Below are 17,534 nucleotides of genomic sequence, written 5' to 3'. Positions count from 1 at the left end.
AAATTTGAAGCCGGCTTCCGAAATGCTGCGACTTGCCCCACCGCTCTTGTTTCGTAATATGCCGACAGGAGCTTTCGAACGAGGATCCATGTCCGACAAGAAATATTACGACGCCAAGCTGAACGATGCGCGTCAGTTGCAGAATAACGGCCAATATGCTGAGGCGAACGCGCTTCTCTTATCGCTGGTTGCAGCAAAGGACGGGCATCTGATGGGAGAGCAGACGGTGCTCGGCCTGCCGCGCCGGCTGCATGCCGCACGGCTGCGTCTTGCCAAGGCCGAAGGCGATATGGTCGCGAAGATCGGTTATCAGTATACGCTGGTGCCACCCCCGCAGGTGCTGGAAAAATATGCGCGATTTTCCGTGGAAGAACGCCGCACAATAAACCTCAAAAGCCGGGAGGATGTGCCGAGGCTCATTCATCAGATATGGATTGGCGAGAAATCGCCGCCCATGTCGGTCGAGGCCTGGGCTGCCCATGCGCTGAAGCACGGCTACGATTATCGCCTTTGGCGGGAAGCCGATCTTGAGCGGGAAGGGGTTTTTGCGAATAGCGTCTTTAACAGGATGCTGAGCGAGGGCGACTATCCGGGTGCTGTTGACGTCGCCCGCTACATCCTGCTCGAGCGGTTCGGCGGCATCTATCTCGACTGCGACTGGTATCCGGCGCGCGATGACGTGAGTTTCGATTCATTCCTTCCCCTTGCGGGTCTCACGGCGTTTGATGAAAAAACGCCGCGGAATACCGGACAGGGAAGTATGCTTCTCGCTAATTCCTTCATTGCCGCTCCAGCTGCGCATCCGGTCTTTCGCAAGATGCTGGCCGCCTTTCCCGACATTCTCGAAGAAATGCCGCGCGCGCCGGCGTGGTGGTCCACCGGCCCGTTGATTTTCACCGTCATTGCCCGGCAGGGAAGCATCAGCCTTGCACCGGCAGCGTTTGTCGCGGCATCCGTTCCGGACCGAACGCCGTTTGATACAGTTGAGGCGATCAGGCGGGATTTGGCCAAGGATGCCGGCGGGCTGCTGATCGCCTGGAAATCATGGTGAGATTGCTTCGACGAGGTATTTAGAGGAGCACCAGCGTGCTGCGCGGTGCCGTGCGGTCACCTCGAAAAGCCGCCGGAGGAAATGCCAGACGGTGTCATCATGCACGAGATGATGGGTAAGGATGCCGATTGTGCCGCCTTCCTCGGCAGCGCGCAGGATGCGGGCCGCCGTCTCGGCAAACAGGACATCGTGGTCACGGCCGCCGCGGCTGCCATGCCAATCGATCACATCCACATGCGTATTCAGACATGGCGGCGCTGTGTCCTTCTCCGGACCGAAAACGGAGAGGGCACGATATCCAAGCCCTGTCAGTTCCCTCACTATATGGGCGTCGATGCGGTTCCACGGTGGCACCAGCATCGGCACGACACGCGGTCCATGCAGATCGTAGAGTTTTTCCAGCCCGGACTGCAGCTCGTCGAGAACGAGGGGAAGTTCCCGGTGGAGGCCAAGCTCCTGTTTCTTTTGTCCATCGCCGGCATAATTGGTATGCGACCAGCCGTGAACCGCCACCTGGGCAATGTCCGAGGCATCCAGATGCTGCGCGAGCCTGCGGGTCGTCGTTTTGGGAATGACCGCGAGGGTGACCGGAACCGAGAAACTCTCGCAAAGATCAAGCAGGGTATCGAGTGCCCCCGTCGGGTCCACTGCATCGTCGTCCCTGAGCCACAGATCGGCCGAAATGCCGCGACGGCCACATTCGTCCAGTGCTGCGATGAGTTTTTCGAGACTCATGATCTTCGTGCCTTTGCTTGCATCAAAATATCGTTCAGCTTCGTTGCGGCATTTTCCAGAGACCGTTCATGCATGACGAACCGGCGGGCTGCTTTTGCCAGTTCCTGTCGCCGCCTGTCGTCGTAGAGCAGGGCCTTGATCGCATCGGCATAAGCGGCACTATCATTTGCACGTGTCAGTAATCCGGTGGCGCCAGATTTTACGACTTCGGGAACGCCCGCCACTTTTTCGGCGATCACGGGCAGGCCGGCTGCCTGTGCTTCCAGATAGGCAAGGCCGTAGGCCTCGCCGTGACCCGGCCAGACATAAATGGCAGCTTTCGAGAGAAGCGCTGCGATCTCGTCTGCGGCTTTTTGCCCGTGCCAGACGAGGCGATTTTCAGGGAAGCCGCTGAACATGGCTTGCACCGCCTCGCGTTCCGGACCGTCGCCAACGATCTCAAGTGTCCAGTCTAGGTCTTGTGGTAGCAGGGCGAGAGCGTTCGACAGGGCGCGATAGCTCTCGAGTTTGTCGCCCGCCCTCATCATGGCGACGGTGATGAGCCGTGTCCGTTTCGGCTGGGGAACAACCTTGAGGAAGGGCGCGGGGTCGATGAAAGGCGGAAGCATCGCCCATTGAAGCCCAGGAGAGGCCTGTACGAGCCCTTCGCGATCCCGTTCGGTGAAGCAGATATTGACTGCGGCTTCGTTCAACGACGACAACAACCCGTCCTGCACTGCCTGCCAGCCCATGGCGTTGCGCTTTGGCGAATAGGATGCTTCGGCGGTGACGTAGGATATATTGAAACGGCTGGTGAGTTCCGGTCCGAGCAGGTCTGGAGCCTTGTAGTACGGGTGATAACAAAACCACAGGTCCGGTGCGCCGTGCAACCGCCAGCGCTCCGCAATAGTCTCTACTTCACGTTCGGCCCGGTCGGCGAGGGACGACCGCTCGGGATCATCCGGCTGTCTCAGGAAGCTTCGCAGCTCGGAAGCGACAAAAACCTCATGGCTACCCATTGCCATCGCCTGCATCAACAGGCGGGCCATCAACCGGTCGCCGGAAGGAACGGGGTGGTTGGGTGCTTTGAGCGGCGAATAAAACGCGATCTTCATGCGGATGGTTGTGCGTTGGTCGTGCCTCTGGCGTCAACCGGAATTTGAAGGTGTGGAGCCTTGACAGCCTCGCCATTCTTGCCCAACTGAAAGACATCTTTTGCACATGCGCGGAGCGTGACACGCTTTGACTTCTCCAGACATTTCCCAAGCCCTGCTTTCCAGCATTGAGAACAAGAGCGCCAAAGCGGGCGTGATCGGCCTCGGCTATGTGGGCCTGCCGCTTGCCATGACAATCGCTAGAGCTGGTTTCAAGGCTGTCGGTTTCGACATCGACCCCGGCAAAATTACTGCGATAGATGCGGGTCAGAGCTATATCGAGGCGGTTTCGGATGCCGTGCTCGCAGGAGCCAGGCAAAATGACGGCTTTGTTGCCACATGCGACTTCTCCAGATTGGCCGAGTGTGACGTGATCGCCATCTGCGTACCGACGCCGTTGACGAAGTATCGCGAGCCAGACCTTTCCTATGTCGAGAAGACCTGTCACGACATTGCCGCGCATCTGCGCAAGGGGCAGCTTGTGGTGCTGGAATCCACCACCTATCCCGGCACTACCGATGGGATTGTGAAAACCATTCTGGAGAGCACCGGTCTCGTCTCAGGTATCGATTTCTTCATCGGCTTTTCCCCCGAGCGGGAAGATCCCGGCAACCGGGACTTTGAAACGTCGACCATTCCGAAGGTCGTTGCGGGTGACGGCGAGGCTGCTGGGCAGCTGATGGCGGCTTTTTACGGATCGGTGGTCAAGAAAATCGTTCCGGTCTCGACCAACGCGACGGCGGAGGCCGTGAAGATCACCGAAAATGTCTTCCGCGCTGTCAATATCGCGCTCGTCAACGAACTTAAGGTCGTCTACGAGGCTATGGGTATCGATATATGGGAAGTCATCGATGCGGCAAAAACCAAGCCGTTCGGTTTCATGCCATTTTATCCCGGCCCCGGTCTTGGCGGTCACTGCATACCGATCGACCCTTTCTATCTCACCTGGAAATCTCGCGAATATGAATTGCCAACGCGGTTCATCGAGCTTGCAGGTGAAATCAACACCGGCATGCCGCGCCACGTTGTGGGGCGGGTTGCGGAAGCGCTCGACATCCATTCCGGCAAGGCGCTCAGCCGCTCGAAGGTGCTGGTCGTCGGTCTCGCCTACAAGAAAAATGTGCCCGATATTCGTGAAAGCCCTTCATTGAAGCTCATCGAGCTTGTTCAGGAGCGCGGTGGCGAAGCGGCCTATTTTGATCCGCATGTGGCCGAAATCCCGAAGACACGGGAATACAGCCACCTGATGGGCATGAAGTCCGTCTCCTGGGACAGGCAGTCCATCAGCGCTTTCGATGCTGTTCTGGTTGCGACCGACCATGACAATGTGGACTATGCCGCCCTTGCCGAATGGGCTCCGCTGATCATCGACACGCGAAACGCCTTCGCGCGCCGGGGCATTTCCGCAAGACACATCATCAAGGCCTGATAACGGACGGATCATGAGCAGACTGGACAGTTTCATTCGCCGGTTGACCGCGCAGCGTGACATTCTCAATCATGTCGCCGCCAAACTTGATATGCCGCATGAGGGTGCGCTCATGGAAATCGGCCTTGGAAACGGGCGAACTTTCAATCATCTGCGGGAACTGTTTCCGGGGCGCAGGATCATTGCGTTTGACAGGGCCATGGGTGCCCATGCCTCGTCCGTTCCTGCAGACGAAGACCTGGTGATCGGCGAGATATCGCAGACCGCTCCCGCATTCGTCGGTGCGGAAGCGGCAATGGTGCATGCCGATATCGGCACGGGCTATCCGGAAAAAGATGCGATCACATTGACATGGTTGCCCGATCTCGCCGCCGGCATGCTGGCGAAAGGCGGCGTCGCTGTCAGCGGTCTGCCTCTCGATCATCCCCTGCTGAAACCGTTGCCGGTTCCGGAGAGCGTGCCGACGGACCGTTATTTTCTCTATCGCAAGATATAAAAGATCGATCCGGCCCCAAACTTCCGGGTCCTGTCACAAATAGCGTTCGCTCTCTTCCTCCGAGAGTAGAAACACCTTCATTTGTGAGTTTCGACCGCGAATGGCGACCTGTTCGCTTCTGAGATCGGCAATATCCTTTCCCGCCTGTATGATGGCCGGTTCGGAGACCACGATTGCGGCGCCAAATTCCTTGGCTTTGGATTCAAGCCTGCTTGCCACGTTGACGGTATCGCCAATGGCCGTCAGCGTTTTGGCAGCCCCATATCCCATGACCCCGACGATGCTCGGACCTGCGTGAATGCCAACCACCACCTCAAGACGCACGGCGAATTGTTTCTCCAGTCCTTCGTTCAGGATCGCAATATCCCGCAATATGATTGCTGCCGCCTTCATGGCATTGCGACAGGCGTGCTGGCTGTCGTCGCCTAGTCCAAAAAGCGCCATGGCGCCGTCACCGATAAATTTGTCGAGATGGCCCCCCGCCTGTTCGACGGCCTGGCCGACGATGGTGAAATAGCGGTTCAGGAGAAAGACGACATCGTAGGGCAGCTTCGCTTCCGACAAAGTCGTGAAATTGCGCAGATCGCAGAAGAGAATGGCGATCTCCTCTTCCCGGCCCGGCCGGGCCGGCTGGGAGTCCGCCGGCAGGTCACTGTGCTGGGGCGGTGAAACCAGAAGGGCAACGCCGAGATCATGGGTGGGACGCAGCTGGCAGCCGAGCCGCACATCCGAATCGGCATGGATGCGTCTTAATGTGGTTTGCTCGATGTCTCCGGGCGGAGGGAGCGGCCCCTTGCTTTCCATGACTCTCACCCGGCAGGTCGAACATCGTCCTTTACCGCCGCATACGGAATAATGCGGGATGCCTGCCAGACGGCTGGCTTCCAGAATGCTGAGGCCCGCTGGCACGCGCGCCTGCGCACCATGTTCGTAGCGGATTTCGATGGCCGTCAACCGCTGTCGCCAGCTTCTTACACCGCGCATCGCGAAGACCAGCATCACCGCGCCGGCAAAAATCGCCTCTGTCGTCCCGGTGATAAACCGGATTCGTGTTTCCATCTCCCGCTGCAGCGGAAGTTCGTCTCTCTGAACGATTGTGTCGCCCAGTCCCGGAGGGAGCGCATATTTGCGGTCGACTTCCTCGAGCCAACGGCCGGCATCGCTGAAGCCCAGCAGCGCCAGAAGCGGCAGCATTACAGCTATGGTCATGAAGATGCCGGCGATTTTCGGGTACCAGTCGCGATAACGCAGCCAGAAATAGAGGCCGATACATCCGTGTATCCAGATGACGATCAGGGCGAGACTTTGCCACGCGCCACCCATGGGATTGTTGATCCAGAGCCGGCGGACGACGGTATAATAACCGATGTCGATGCCGTAGAGCATGTGCGACACGCGGATATTCACTGCATGGCTCAGAATGAGGAAGGGGATCGACAGGCCGAAGATGACCTGAAGCGCTTCACGAAGCGGCATGCGCAACGTTCGGCGCTGGTAAAGCGAGCGCAGGACCAGGCTGACATGCACCAGGACCGAGCCGTAGAAAAGCAGGCTGCTAACAGGGTTGAGCCAGATGAGGCTGAACCATTTTCGTGCCCGTTCGGCGGTGTCGATGGAAATGAGCGCAAGGGAATGATTGAAAAGATGCGAAAAGACAAAGGCAAATATAATCAGGCCGGATAAAATCCGGGCGCGTCTCAAACTGGTTTCCGAGAAGAAACGGATCATGCAAATCCCATCGTGAGGTCGTTCGGCCCAGAATCATCAGTCGGTCGATCGTCGCGTCTTTAGTGCATGACATCTCGTGGCAATATCGTGGAGCAAACGAGCGGCGATGGTCAATTATGCGTGTTTAAGTACCCGAAGCCACCAATGACTGGTGAGGCCTCTTCAGATTTCCGGTCAAATAGTCACGCGAAGTCAAAAACACCATGACGGCGGCTATCAGATTTCGATGACCTGACCGTCCATGGCTGCGAATGCGCCGCTGAACAGGGCTTTAGCCTGTTTTTCGATCATGTCCAGCTCTTCGTCGCTGCGGCTTGGGGCATGATGGATGAAACCGACATTTTTCGCATCGGCCAACTGGGCGAGGCGGATCGCCTGCTGCCAGGACGAATGGCCATAGCCGCGATAAAGGCCCATCTCGTCATCGGTAAACATGGCGTCATAAAGGAAAAGATCGGTATCCCGGATGAGATCAAGCACAGTTTCGTCGATGCCGCCGGGCTCGTGTTCGGTATCGGTGATGATGGCGAGGGACTTTCCCTCCCAGTCCAGCCGGTATCCGACGGCGTTGCCAGGATGGTTCAGCATGCCGGTTCGGATCGAGAGGCCCGGATGGACGTCTAGGGTATCACCGGGCATGAAATCCCGCGTGTCGATTTTTGCGCAGCAAATTTCCAGCGGCACGGGAAACCAGGGCGGGCTCATGAAGTCCTTGAGCATTTCCCGTGTCGTTATGGCGCCCGCGAGATGACCCGACCAAATCGAGACGTCATTGCAGCTATTATAGAATGGCTTGAAATAGGGAAAACCGACAATGTGGTCGTAGTGGCAATGGGAGAAGAAAAGATCGACGTCGGTAACCCCCTCCGCCCGAAGCGCCATGCCTGCGGGATGAAGTCCCGACCCCGCATCAAACAAAAGGACATGGTCGCCGCATCGAACCTCGATGCAGATGGTATTCCCACCGTATTTTCGGAAGTTTTCACCTGAAACAGGAAGCGTTCCCCGCGCCCCCCAGATCTTCACCCGAAAATTTCTGTTACTTTCCCGACCCGCAGTGTCGGAATTGAACGCCATGACACACCCCAATGACAACGGAATCTTGCACGCTTTCCTCCCATGAAGCCCGTTGTCTCTATAGATCTTATTTCCCGCCCTTTTCGGGCGGATGCCTTTACCCCTTATTCAGTCAGCATTTCATTTATATTGCAATAGTACGACATTTATTTTTCCAATATCGACCGCCCGGGGAGCATAGAATTGCCGCTTATGTTCTGGCGTTTGTCCTGGCTTTGCTGAGTTCAGCCGTCGTCTGGGTGAGACGTTCGGCCAGAACGCGCATGACCTTGATAGTGATATCGGGGAAATCGGACATCAGCTTGAAGAATTGTTCCTTGCCGATCCGAAGAGCTTCCACATTGGTGGAGGCGCGGACGGTGGCGGTTCTGACGCTGTCGCAGAGAATTGCGATTTCCCCGACGATGGCGTTGCCCGTCATTTCCGCCACTTTCAAAGTACCAGAGGGAGAATCGACAAGAACATCAACCTTTCCGGTCAGCAGCACATAGGCCGCGTCGCCGACGTCACCCTGCCGGAACAGCACGTCGCCGGCGTGATAGGAAACGCGGTCCGATGCGAATGCGAGCAGTTTCAACTTGGAGGGTTCCATTTCGGAAAAAAACGGCACCCTTTTCAGCATCTGAATTTCGTCTTTGAACAGCATTGCCTTACCCTGTTATTGTTCCACCTCGGTCACATTCTTGGAATTATGTCGCGACCATCTCCTTGAATGTACCGTTTTCCTCGACCAGAGTCTCGTAACTTCCGTCAGCGGTGATCAGCCCCTGATGAACAACGATAACCCTCTCGAACATGCGCGAGAGGTGCGCATTCGACAGAACCCATATGATCGAGGGGTTATTGTTGTTCTGTTTCAGGAGTGTGATGACCCGTTCAACAATTTCTTCCTGCTGTCTCGGGTCGAGGCCCGGAAGCGGGCGGTTGAAGACGTAAATGTCGGATTTCCGGATCAGCGCCCTTGCCAGATTAAGCTTCTGGCGCTGTAGCGGGCCTAGCCGCTTGCCGCCTGCACCCAGATTGAAATCCAGACCCACTGCCAGCACCCGTTCGTAAACGCCCTGCTTGCGCATGACGTCAGCAACGATGCGGGTGATACGCCTTGAAGCATCGGTGTAGCGGTGGCTTACCTTGCCAAAGAGGATATTATCCAGAAGACTGGTGGCGCTCATGTATTTGGTCGGATCGTAGATTTCGATCACGTTTTTCAGACTGTCGGGCAGCTTCTCGTGGAACATGTGCCGGACCTCGACGATGCGGTTCATGATTTCCGGCGTCAGCAGGCCGAAACGCTGGCGGGGCTCGATATAGAAGAAGCTCAGCCGCAGCATTGCGCGTTTTTCGCTTTCATTGGCCTCGTCGAAATTCCGGCCCTGAAGGCGTTGCAGCATCTGCTGATAGACCGGAATATCGTCAGGCGTCATGAAGGTGAGCTGCTGGAAGAAGGGGTGATCCCCCGGCAGATCGGCGAAGATTTCCACGATGTTCTCGGCGATCGTGTAGCCCATTTCGAACAGGGTTTTTACCAGGCCGGTCTCGCGCATCAAAGAGCGGAAATAGTCGCTTTCGATGACCGTCCTGATTGACTGGGACGAGTCCCGCATGGTGCCGAAAAGCAGGTTTTCGCCGACCGTCGCCTCGCTATTGTAGCTCTCCAGCTCGAAAGGCGCGATCAGGCCGCTCAGATTTTCCTTTTCCAGCTCGGCGCGCAGGACATGTCGCAATTCAACGATCCGGGCGGCGAGATGCAGGTCTGTCAACGGGTCGATCGACGATCGCAGGGCGAATTCCAGAATATCCTGCGACAGTTCCACACTGTCGAGAACAGCTAGAATGGCCTGTATGAGATTTTCCGGTTTGCCATCGCCTGCCGGACTCGAAGCATAATCGATCCATTCGCTGTTGATGTCGATCAGCGGATTGCCGGCCATCTTCGCTTCACGGATTTCCCATTTGCGATGGTCCAGCGCCGCGCCCTCATAGTTTTTCTCTGCAAGCGGCGCGTGTTTGAGACCGTATAGCAGGTTGTCCTTCAGGCTGGCATGGAAGAAATAGCTGTCCGAGGACACGTAGGAGATGCGCCGTCCCGTCAGCGATTCCGGCAATTCCAGAATGTCGACGTCGTTGATGCTGATCTTGCCTGAGCTCGGCCAGAGCGTGCGGCCTATCGCATCCGCCAGTGCCTCGCCTCCCGCACCACCGACGATGGCGATAACCTCACCCGGCTCGATCTTGAGGGATGCCTGTTCCAGAAGCCGGCTGCCGCTATCGTCTTCGAGCGTCAGATTGGCGACGACGAGCGGTGCGCTGATGGCTGCGACGGCACCGGGAGAAAGTTTCTGCACCTTCTCGTCGATCATGTTCGGCGCATCGAACTGTTCGAAGACCTGCTCGTACTTTACCTGCACATCCTGCCGGGCCTGATCCCAGTCGATCAGCTCCTTCAGCGGACCTGGCAGTTCCTTATAGGCGTTGATGACGGCGACCAGCTGCCCCACATCGAGGCTGCCCTTCAGGGTCAGATATCCGCCCAGCGCATAAAAGAAGAAGGGGGTCAGCTGGGCAAGGAAGTTATTGATGAATTTGACCAGAAACTTCCACTGGTAGAGATCGTAGCGAATCTTGAAGATGTCGCCGAGGCGATGCGAAGCATCCGCACGCTCGTAATTGGACGTGTCATAGGCATGAATCGTGCCGATGCCGTCGACCATTTCACCGATACGTCCGGCGAGCTGGCGTGCACTCAGCTGCCGCTGACGGCCGAGTTCGATGAGGCGGCGGCGCATCTTGGGAATGATGCCGACCTGAATTGCTGCCATGAAGGCCGCGATCAGGCCGAGCCAGAAGTTCTGCACGAGAATGAAGAAGAGGGCGGAGAGCGCCTGGCCGCCGAGAAGGGCCGGCTGCACGAAGGCGTCGCCGGTAAAACCGCCGAGCGGCTCTACCTCGTCCTTCACCATGCTGGAGATTTCAGCGCCCTTCACCCGTTTGAAATGGCTGGGCGGAAACCTCAGGATCTTGTCGATAAGTTCGAAGCGAATACGCCGCAGAAGCCGTTCGCCAAGCCGGCCCTTGTAGGTATTGATGTAATATTTGAAGAGCCCATTGATGATAACAAGCGCAAGGAACGTCAGGCTGAGCGCCATCAGCATCGACATGCGGTTGAGCTCAAGCCCCGGGAACAGGGTCACGGTGCCCCAATAGGGGATATCGACCGTGAGATGCATGAAGAGCTGGGTTGCATTCGCTCCTTCGAAGCCGTCTCCCTGAATGGGGCCGTTGACGATCTGCTTGGGCAGGTCGAAGGCGAGGAAATACGGGATCATGGACAGGGCGACGATCAGCAGGATGAAAAGCTGCTGCCGCTTGGTATGCGACCAGATGTAACGCGTAAGGCTTTGTTCCATATAAAACTTCTATGACCTGTCGGGGCGGGCCCGGCGTGTTGGTTTGCGCGGTGTCTAGATGATCCGGCGGCCGGGTGGCGCAACCTCCTCCTGCAAATAGGTATGTGACTCGCTATTTATCAGCATATTCAAGCGGTTTCGAGAAAAATAGCGGCTCAAACGCGACCTGTCGCCACGCGAAGCCATTCTGTCTGCATCGCATGCGTTTTCGTCGATCCAGACGACATGGTATTTTTAGGATTCTCTAATGTTATTGTTCTTATTGTAGAACAGGCATTAAGACACTTCGGTATAGTGATCCCGTAATGGTTGAGCCCGACGCTGGCGCAATGGTGGCAAGGTCTATGGCAATAGATATTTCAGAGCATACAAGCAGCAATTCTTCCCTCGATGCATTATTGCTTTCCGGCATCGCGGCGGACGGCACGATCGCCCGTCCGGTTTCCTTTGACGGGCTTGCGGGTATTTTTCATCCGGCACGCCAGGACTTGCGGCAGGAACACGCCGTTCTTTTTGTCAGTCCGTGGGGCATGGAGGAGCTTTGCAGCCGCAAGTTCCAAAGGGTTCTGGCCGAACGGCTTGCGGCTTGCGGGGTCGCCAGCCTGCGTTTTGACTATCTTGGCACCGGAGATGCACTTGATCCGGAAGATGCGAGCCGCGTGGCGGACTGGCTTTCCGATACGCGGGCGGCGCTGAACTATCTCAGGCGCCTCTCCGGATGCTCGGGCGTGGTCGTCATCGCCCAGGGCCTCGGTTGCCCGATCGCTGCGGAGGCGCTTGCGGGAGCCGCCAGTTCCATGGCGTTTCTGGCACCCGTCGTCTCAGGACGTGCCTATCTGCGCGAACTGGCGATGTGGTCTTCGATGATCGACGATGGACTTGGCCTGCGTGCCAGCCAACGCATGCCACAGGCAGGTGCAATCGCCGGCATGGCGATGCCAGCCGGTGTGGCCGATATCGTCAAGAAGATCAATCTTTCGAATCTCGATGCCGCTCCGGCTCGCCGCATTCTCGTTCTGTCGAGGCCGGGCCGCGTCACGGACGGTGATTTCGCCACACACCTCACCGCAATCGGCGGTGAGGTGGAGGAGGCCGAATTTTCGGGCTATGACGATCTCGTTTCCAGTCCCACGCTATCGAAAATATCGGAAAATGTGGTGAGCCGGCTGGTGGGCTGGGTCTCTTCTCAGACACGGGCCTCAGGCTCCGCGGCCTGCCCGGCTGATTTCGTCATCAACGCGGCGCAGCGCGGTCAGGGTTTTTTCGAACAGCCGGTGCAGTTTGGTGAGGGCGGGCGACTTTTTGGCGTTTCCTGCACACCGCACGACCGGCGTGCGGTCTCCTCGGTTTTGCTGCTCGGGGCGGCCTATGACCGGCACGCGGGCTGGGGCAGGCTTTCGGTGCAGATCGCCCGTACGCTTGCCCGGGAGGGTGTCGCTTCCCTCCGTTTCGATGCGGCCAACATTGCCGATAGTCCGCCGGTCAAAGGCGTGCCGGATCAGGTTCTTTACGATGCCGCGCAGAATGACGATGTGTCCGCCGCGCTCGATTTCCTCGAACGGGGCAGCAATGGTCCGTTCATCGCGGCGGGCCGATGTAGCGGCGCATACCTTGCCTTTAATGGCGCGCTTGTCGATGACAGGATTGAAGCGGTGGTTGCTGTCAACCCGGTTGTCTTCCACTGGCGGAAAGGCCGTTCGGTCGATGAGGCGTTGCACAAGCGGCCCCGCTCCTTTGGGGAATACAGTCAGCGCTTTCGTCAGGGCGCCACGTTCAAGCGTCTCATCAGCGGCGATGTGGATGTTGTCAGTGCCGGATTGAATATCGTCAAGGCGACGATGAAGAAGCTTTCGACAAAAACGGCGAGGCTGTTCCGCCGTGGCAGCGAGGAAGGACGGGCCGTATACCGCGCTTTCGATCTGCTGAAGGCAAAAGGGACTGCCGTCAATCTGCTTTACAGCGATAATGATGATGGTCTTGAGCATTTCCGCTATTATTTCGACGCCGACGGGCAGGGGCTGTCCGCCTATCGAAATGTGTCGCTGACCATCATCCCCGATGCCGACCACAACCTCTCCACGCCTGATGCGAAGAGAACCTATATGGAGACCGTGACGCGCGTGGCCCTAAAAGGAAAATCGCCGCCTGGACCCCAATGACACCACGTCACCGGAAGGAGGCGTCTGAGATCCTGCGGTCTCCGGCACAAGGCCGATCTTTCTGCTCTCGCCGGGGGCAAGGTGGAACCAGTTTTCCGAAGCGCGGTAACCTTCTGCGGCAACATAGACAGACTGCGCCAGACGGTCAGTGCCGATCTCAAGCGACCAGATATCGTTGTTTTGGCTGATGGCGACCTGGAGGTTTGCCGCGTGCAGCGCCTTTTTCCGGCCGAGCGGAAAATGGAATGCATCAGCAATGACTTGTCCGGTCGCAACGTCGCGAAGCCGGGCCACCGTGACATCATGGGACGGCGGGCCGAAACGGTAAGTGTAGGTTGTATCGAAAAACGCCCCGAACAGATCAGTCGCGGCAATCGTCTGGCTCTGTCGCGATGACAGAGTGATCGACCGCTTGGCATGAACGACGGGTTGGGCGCCGTCGCGCAGGCAGGTGAGTTCGAGCATGCCCTCGAAGGTGTCGCCGGTCTCGTTGATCAGCTGAATGTCCAACCCGTTCGTGCCCTCGTCGAGCAGATTGACCTGGATGGGGCGAAACGCCCTTTTCAGCGCATGCCAGACGGATTTCGGCCTGCCGGTGGCATCGATGATACCCCAGCCTGCACCGGGAAGGAGGTCCTGCAGGGTCCAGACAAGAGCGCCCTGGCAGGATGAACCGCTGCGCCGCCATTCGGCGAAAGTCGCCTCCATAACTTCGGCCGTCGCGGCCCGGGACATGTCGAGATAAAGACCGCCGTCTTCTCGCCGCAGAACGTCCGGTTCGACATCATAAAGAAGCTTCAGATAGTGATCGCGAACATCCTCGAAATCCCAGGAGGCGCCGCGATCGCGCGGTGCACGCGCTTTCCACCGTGGATCGTGCACGGCCACGCCGGGTAGATACCTGTCCAGTGTTTCCTGTTCGGGAACATTGGCGAAGGCCAGGCACTCGGCGGCAAAGCGCAGACCAGCGCGACGTGCATCTTCCAGCGGACGGCAATAGGCGCCGACGCCGTAATAATGGCCGACACCGGTGTTCGGAAAAAAGGGCAATGCGCCGCCGGAGGGGGAATTGGCGACATAGGCCGCGTCCGGCCGCTTGTCGGCAAGAAGTTCTGGCAGAACCTCTTCGGTCAGCGTTCCCTTCCATATCTGTTCCGGAAGGCCGAGCATCGCGCCCTGCTGGTACATTTCACTGCCACCGCAAAAAATGGCGAGCGATGGAGAAAGCGCGGTGGCTTCAAGGAACTGCGAGATTTCCGTGACGATGTGCTGGCGCAGACTCTCGTCCCTTGCCGGATAATCGAAATTGGCGAGCATGGCGTCCTGCCAGACCATGATGCCGAGTTCGTCGCAAAGTGCGAAGAATTCCGGGGTTTCATAGGTCATGGTGCCGCCGATGCGGATCATGTTCATGCCTGCTTCCGCTGCTTTTCGAAGCCATGGCTCGTAGTCCGGCCTCGTTCCCGGCAGGCGCACGATGTCGGCCGTCGTCCAGACCGCGCCACGGCAGAACACCGGTTGACCGTTCACCCTGAGGCCGAAACCTTTACCGTCTTCGCCGTGATCGATCTCGACCTGCCGGAAGCCCGTGCGTGCAAGGCGATGTTGCGCGCCGTCCAGCTCAAGAACGACGTCATGCAGAGTTGGCCTGCCATGCGTGTGTGGCCACCATTGTTCCACATCAGTTATGCGCAGTTCGCCGGAAAGTGTGCCGCCTTCGTCGAGAGAAAGATCGGCGCTGTAACCGGCGCAGCCAAGCTTTGCCGACTTTATCGGGCGGCTACCTTGCAGCGCGATGCTGACCGTTCCCGTTCCGGCCCCGTCCAGCGAAGATTGCAGCGTGCAGAGAATTCCGTTCTGCCGTATCAGGCTGATGGGTCGCCATGGGCCGGCGGCGTGTATTTCCGGGCACCATCCAGGCATATAACCCAGTGCAGTGGTGCGGATCAGCCGCAGCCCCTGCGTATTCATCATTTGCGGCCGCCAGCGAGCGCGGGGACCGGTTTTTTCAAGTCGGGGTGCCAGCGCTCTGAAGCAGATCGCGAGTTCATCCGCACCCGTCAGTTCCACAGGCACTTCCAGTCTTTCAAACATGCTTTGGCTTGCCGCGATCAGCTCACCGTTGAAGAAGATCTCCGCGATGGTGGAAAGACCGTCGAAGCGCAGGGTGGCACGCTCCCTGACATCGGAAATCATCGTCAGCCTGTACCAGGCGTCCCTGTCATTGAGGGGCGTCGGAGCGAGGCGGTCGAACTTTTCAGCGGCTTCCAAAGCCTGCGCCACGGTTCCGGGAACGGAGACATGGAGGCTTTCGAGCGAGGCGGGAATATCGGAGGGCGTTTCATAGGCATCGGCGGGCGTCAGCGCCAGCGTCCAGCCTTCGCTCAGCAATTCCTCGATTTCACCCGGAAGATAGGTCCTCACGCGGCCTCGCTGGCATCAGATAGTTTTTTGCCAAGGCTTTGCATCAGACCATCCCATGCATCCGCGGCCGGATCGAGAACGGTGGCCAGCGCATCGAATTTGCGGCGGGTGACGGCGCGCGCAAGCTGGAACTGCACGGTCTTGGCAACCTCGGAGATTTTTAGCGCGTGGTTCTTTGCCTCAGAAAAACTATCCGCGTCCAACCATTCGAAGTGGCTTGCCGCCAGTTCGAAATTGGCACCGAGCTGGCGTAGCGTATTGAACGCGTATTTGTGGAAAAACCCGAAGGGCCGGTCTGCGACCTTTTCCACCTGTGCCGGAAACACCTTTGCAAAGGCCCGGACCGGGTTGGAGGAAGGTCGCCGGGAAAAATGAAACTTCAGGAGCCGTTCGGCGGTCTTGCGAACATGCGCCGGCGAAGGATTGCCGTCCGCGAATTTCGCAAATTCCGTATAGGGCAGGAAAGGCGGGTCGGTTTCAGCCAGATGATGCTGGAAAAGCCCGTCAAAGTCCTCGCCGGAGAGATGGAAGAAGCCGGCATTGTGGAAATAGTCGAGTTCCCGCTTTTCGAGATCGAGCCGGTTGATGGCGATCGTGGTCTTGCCGTGTTCCTTACGGTAGCCCACCCCATGGGTATCGGGCATATAGAAACTGTCCATCTCGATCAGGCAGATGCGGCCGCGTTCCAGCTGCGCCTCGATGTGGTTTTCCACCTTATCGAAGATCGCAAGCTCGGTGGCGCGAATGCCATAAAGGGCTTCGAGGTCTTCCAGCGGCACCTTGAAGAAGGTGAACTGGTCGCCTTCGAAGTCCTGCGTCAGGGTGAAACCGAACATGGCTTCCGGGGATAAGCCTTTCGAGGCCAGCACCTCGATCCATAAATCAATGTAGCAATTGGTCTCCGGCCACATTCTTTCGGAGGAATGAAGCGGATGCTGCACATAATTTTTGGGATCGAGACCGGGAAAAATCTGCTGCATGGATAATCAGCCCCAGAGTGTTTCCACGACTTTTGTGGGCCATTTCTTCACATCTAGACCGTGATGGGCAAACAGCGCCAGCGCGATGCGTTCAAGGCCGAAACCGACGCAGGCGGTGTGGGCGACATCGCCATTATCGAGGTTCAGACCCCATTTCTGGCCGAAGGCGTCCTGATGGTAGTTAAAGCTCATGCAGGCTGTCGGGCTGGTCGTTGACGTGACCGGGATCAACAGTTCGAATTTCAGGTTCTGGTCGCGCTGGTTGTTGGCGAGCATCTTGCCCGCGCGGCCGAAGAAAGGATCGTTGGCGATATCGATGGTGACATCGAGCCCGACCGCTTTCATCATCTCAACGCCGCGATCCATCCAGGTCTGGCGGAATTCGGTGACGTTGGCCTCGGTGCCCATGCAGACATATTCGCGCATGCGGAAAAGCTGCTGGCGGGCCGGATCCTTGGAGGGCTCGTGGCGGAAGCAATAGGACTGGATGTCATAGAGACCGCCGCCGGCAGGCAGCGCGCCGCGCTTGGCGATCGTTGGATAAAGCGGGTAGCAGGCCGCTGGCGTCAGTACGATATCGGTGGCTTTCTGATCCTTGGTCCAGTCGCCGCCCTCATCCATGGTTTTCAGCAGGCTGACATGGTCCAGTTCGCAGCCGCAAAAGGAATGGACCGTGCCGGCGAGCTGCGGGAAGCTCTTCATGTAACCGCTTTTTTCGAAATAGGCGCGGTTGATGCCGGGCGGGAAACGGATCGCTTCGGCGCCATCGGCGCCACCGGTGCGGTCGATCAGCCGCTCGAAGGCGGCAATCACGTCCTCGAACTGGCCGCTGCGTCCATAAAGACCGTCCACACCCGTTTCAATCAGCAGGCCTTCTTCGAACAGTCGATCGAGGAACGATGTTTGCATGTCCAT

Annotated in this window: 13 protein-coding genes; 4 read left to right on the top strand and 9 right to left on the bottom strand. The window is 57.9% G+C overall.

Annotated features, from left to right (window positions below; translation table 11 throughout):
- Nucleotides 1-88 precede the first annotated feature (88 nt).
- Nucleotides 89-1,051, top strand: a complete 963-nt coding sequence (locus ACZ47E_RS11000; RefSeq protein ID WP_278067036.1) for a glycosyltransferase family 32 protein — start codon at nt 89-91, stop codon at nt 1,049-1,051.
- On the opposite strand, the gene ACZ47E_RS10995 is transcribed toward ACZ47E_RS11000, so the two are convergent.
- The gene (locus ACZ47E_RS10995) at nt 1,043-1,786 is read right to left on the bottom strand and encodes a polysaccharide deacetylase family protein (protein ID WP_278067035.1); all 744 of its coding nucleotides are present in this window, start codon (nt 1,784-1,786) and stop codon (nt 1,043-1,045) included. The genes ACZ47E_RS11000 and ACZ47E_RS10995 overlap by 9 nt on opposite strands.
- A complete protein-coding gene (locus ACZ47E_RS10990) occupies nt 1,783-2,880 on the bottom strand; it encodes a glycosyltransferase family 4 protein (protein ID WP_278067034.1) in 1,098 nt (365 codons plus the stop codon). The genes ACZ47E_RS10995 and ACZ47E_RS10990 overlap by 4 nt, the downstream gene beginning before the upstream one ends.
- Nucleotides 2,881-3,007: 127 nt before the next feature.
- Between ACZ47E_RS10990 and ACZ47E_RS10985 the strand changes: the two genes are divergently transcribed.
- Together ACZ47E_RS10985 and ACZ47E_RS10980 are read left to right on the top strand one after the other, a co-directional pair.
- The gene (locus ACZ47E_RS10985) at nt 3,008-4,348 is read left to right on the top strand and encodes a nucleotide sugar dehydrogenase (RefSeq protein WP_278067033.1); all 1,341 of its coding nucleotides are present in this window, start codon (nt 3,008-3,010) and stop codon (nt 4,346-4,348) included.
- Between the two features lie 13 nt (nt 4,349-4,361).
- Entirely contained in the window at nt 4,362-4,844 is a 483-nt protein-coding gene (locus ACZ47E_RS10980; protein ID WP_037090275.1) for a class I SAM-dependent methyltransferase, read from the top strand.
- A gap of 33 nt (nt 4,845-4,877) precedes the next feature.
- On the opposite strand, the gene ACZ47E_RS10975 is transcribed toward ACZ47E_RS10980, so the two are convergent.
- The 4 genes from ACZ47E_RS10975 to ACZ47E_RS10960 all read right to left on the bottom strand — a co-directional run bounded on the left by ACZ47E_RS10975 (nt 4,878) and on the right by ACZ47E_RS10960 (nt 11,056).
- Nucleotides 4,878-6,572 carry an adenylate/guanylate cyclase domain-containing protein gene (locus ACZ47E_RS10975; RefSeq protein WP_278067032.1) on the bottom strand — a complete coding sequence of 565 codons (1,695 nt, stop codon included), beginning with the start codon at nt 6,570-6,572 and terminating at the stop codon, nt 4,878-4,880.
- A 216-nt stretch (nt 6,573-6,788) separates the two neighbouring features.
- Nucleotides 6,789-7,490 (bottom strand): MBL fold metallo-hydrolase, encoded by a 702-nt coding sequence (locus ACZ47E_RS10970; protein WP_278067479.1) that lies wholly within the window; start codon nt 7,488-7,490, stop codon nt 6,789-6,791.
- A gap of 349 nt (nt 7,491-7,839) precedes the next feature.
- Nucleotides 7,840-8,295, bottom strand: a complete 456-nt coding sequence (locus ACZ47E_RS10965) for a cyclic nucleotide-binding domain-containing protein (protein WP_004443676.1) — start codon at nt 8,293-8,295, stop codon at nt 7,840-7,842.
- 43 nt (nt 8,296-8,338) lie between these two features.
- Nucleotides 8,339-11,056 carry an ABC transporter ATP-binding protein gene (locus ACZ47E_RS10960; protein WP_006699101.1) on the bottom strand — a complete coding sequence of 906 codons (2,718 nt, stop codon included), beginning with the start codon at nt 11,054-11,056 and terminating at the stop codon, nt 8,339-8,341.
- Between the two features lie 344 nt (nt 11,057-11,400).
- On the opposite strand from ACZ47E_RS10960, the gene ACZ47E_RS10955 reads away from it, so the two are divergent.
- Nucleotides 11,401-13,215: an alpha/beta hydrolase family protein gene (locus ACZ47E_RS10955; protein ID WP_278067031.1), complete on the top strand. Its 1,815-nt coding sequence runs from the start codon at nt 11,401-11,403 to the stop codon at nt 13,213-13,215.
- Here ACZ47E_RS10955 and ACZ47E_RS10950 read toward each other — a convergent pair.
- The 3 genes from ACZ47E_RS10950 to ACZ47E_RS10940 are packed head-to-tail and all read right to left on the bottom strand — an operon-like array spanning nt 13,183 to nt 17,534.
- The gene (locus ACZ47E_RS10950; RefSeq protein WP_278067030.1) at nt 13,183-15,639 is read right to left on the bottom strand and encodes a glycoside hydrolase family 2 protein; all 2,457 of its coding nucleotides are present in this window, start codon (nt 15,637-15,639) and stop codon (nt 13,183-13,185) included. The two genes, ACZ47E_RS10955 and ACZ47E_RS10950, sit on opposite strands and share 33 nt — an antisense overlap.
- Nucleotides 15,636-16,619, bottom strand: a complete 984-nt coding sequence (locus ACZ47E_RS10945) for a DUF1839 family protein (protein ID WP_464016849.1) — start codon at nt 16,617-16,619, stop codon at nt 15,636-15,638. Before ACZ47E_RS10945 ends, ACZ47E_RS10950 begins: the two co-directional genes overlap by 4 nt.
- Before the next feature lie 6 nt (nt 16,620-16,625).
- Nucleotides 16,626-17,534, bottom strand: a complete 909-nt coding sequence (locus ACZ47E_RS10940; protein WP_278067029.1) for an amino acid--[acyl-carrier-protein] ligase — start codon at nt 17,532-17,534, stop codon at nt 16,626-16,628.

It is taken from the genome of Agrobacterium sp. 5Ca39 (genome assembly GCF_055382365.1).
Note: the sequence above shows the minus strand (reverse complement) of the source record. Positions and strands in the feature narration are given on the sequence as shown.

What these genes read in the sequence shown, in the direction of transcription:
- ACZ47E_RS11000 (WP_278067036.1), top strand. Translation starts at nt 89, where the DNA reads ATGTCCGACAAGAAATATTACGACGCCAAGCTGAACGATGCGCGTCAG.
- ACZ47E_RS10995 (WP_278067035.1), bottom strand. Translation starts at nt 1,786, where the DNA reads ATGAGTCTCGAAAAACTCATCGCAGCACTGGACGAATGTGGCCGTCGC.
- ACZ47E_RS10990 (WP_278067034.1), bottom strand. Translation starts at nt 2,880, where the DNA reads ATGAAGATCGCGTTTTATTCGCCGCTCAAAGCACCCAACCACCCCGTT.
- ACZ47E_RS10980 (WP_037090275.1), top strand. Translation starts at nt 4,362, where the DNA reads ATGAGCAGACTGGACAGTTTCATTCGCCGGTTGACCGCGCAGCGTGAC.
- ACZ47E_RS10975 (WP_278067032.1), bottom strand. Translation starts at nt 6,572, where the DNA reads ATGATCCGTTTCTTCTCGGAAACCAGTTTGAGACGCGCCCGGATTTTA.
- ACZ47E_RS10965 (WP_004443676.1), bottom strand. Translation starts at nt 8,295, where the DNA reads ATGCTGTTCAAAGACGAAATTCAGATGCTGAAAAGGGTGCCGTTTTTT.
- ACZ47E_RS10960 (WP_006699101.1), bottom strand. Translation starts at nt 11,056, where the DNA reads ATGGAACAAAGCCTTACGCGTTACATCTGGTCGCATACCAAGCGGCAG.
- ACZ47E_RS10955 (WP_278067031.1), top strand. Translation starts at nt 11,401, where the DNA reads ATGGCAATAGATATTTCAGAGCATACAAGCAGCAATTCTTCCCTCGAT.
- ACZ47E_RS10945 (WP_464016849.1), bottom strand. Translation starts at nt 16,619, where the DNA reads ATGCAGCAGATTTTTCCCGGTCTCGATCCCAAAAATTATGTGCAGCAT.
- ACZ47E_RS10940 (WP_278067029.1), bottom strand. Translation starts at nt 17,534, where the DNA reads ATGGACATGCAAACATCGTTCCTCGATCGACTGTTCGAAGAAGGCCTG.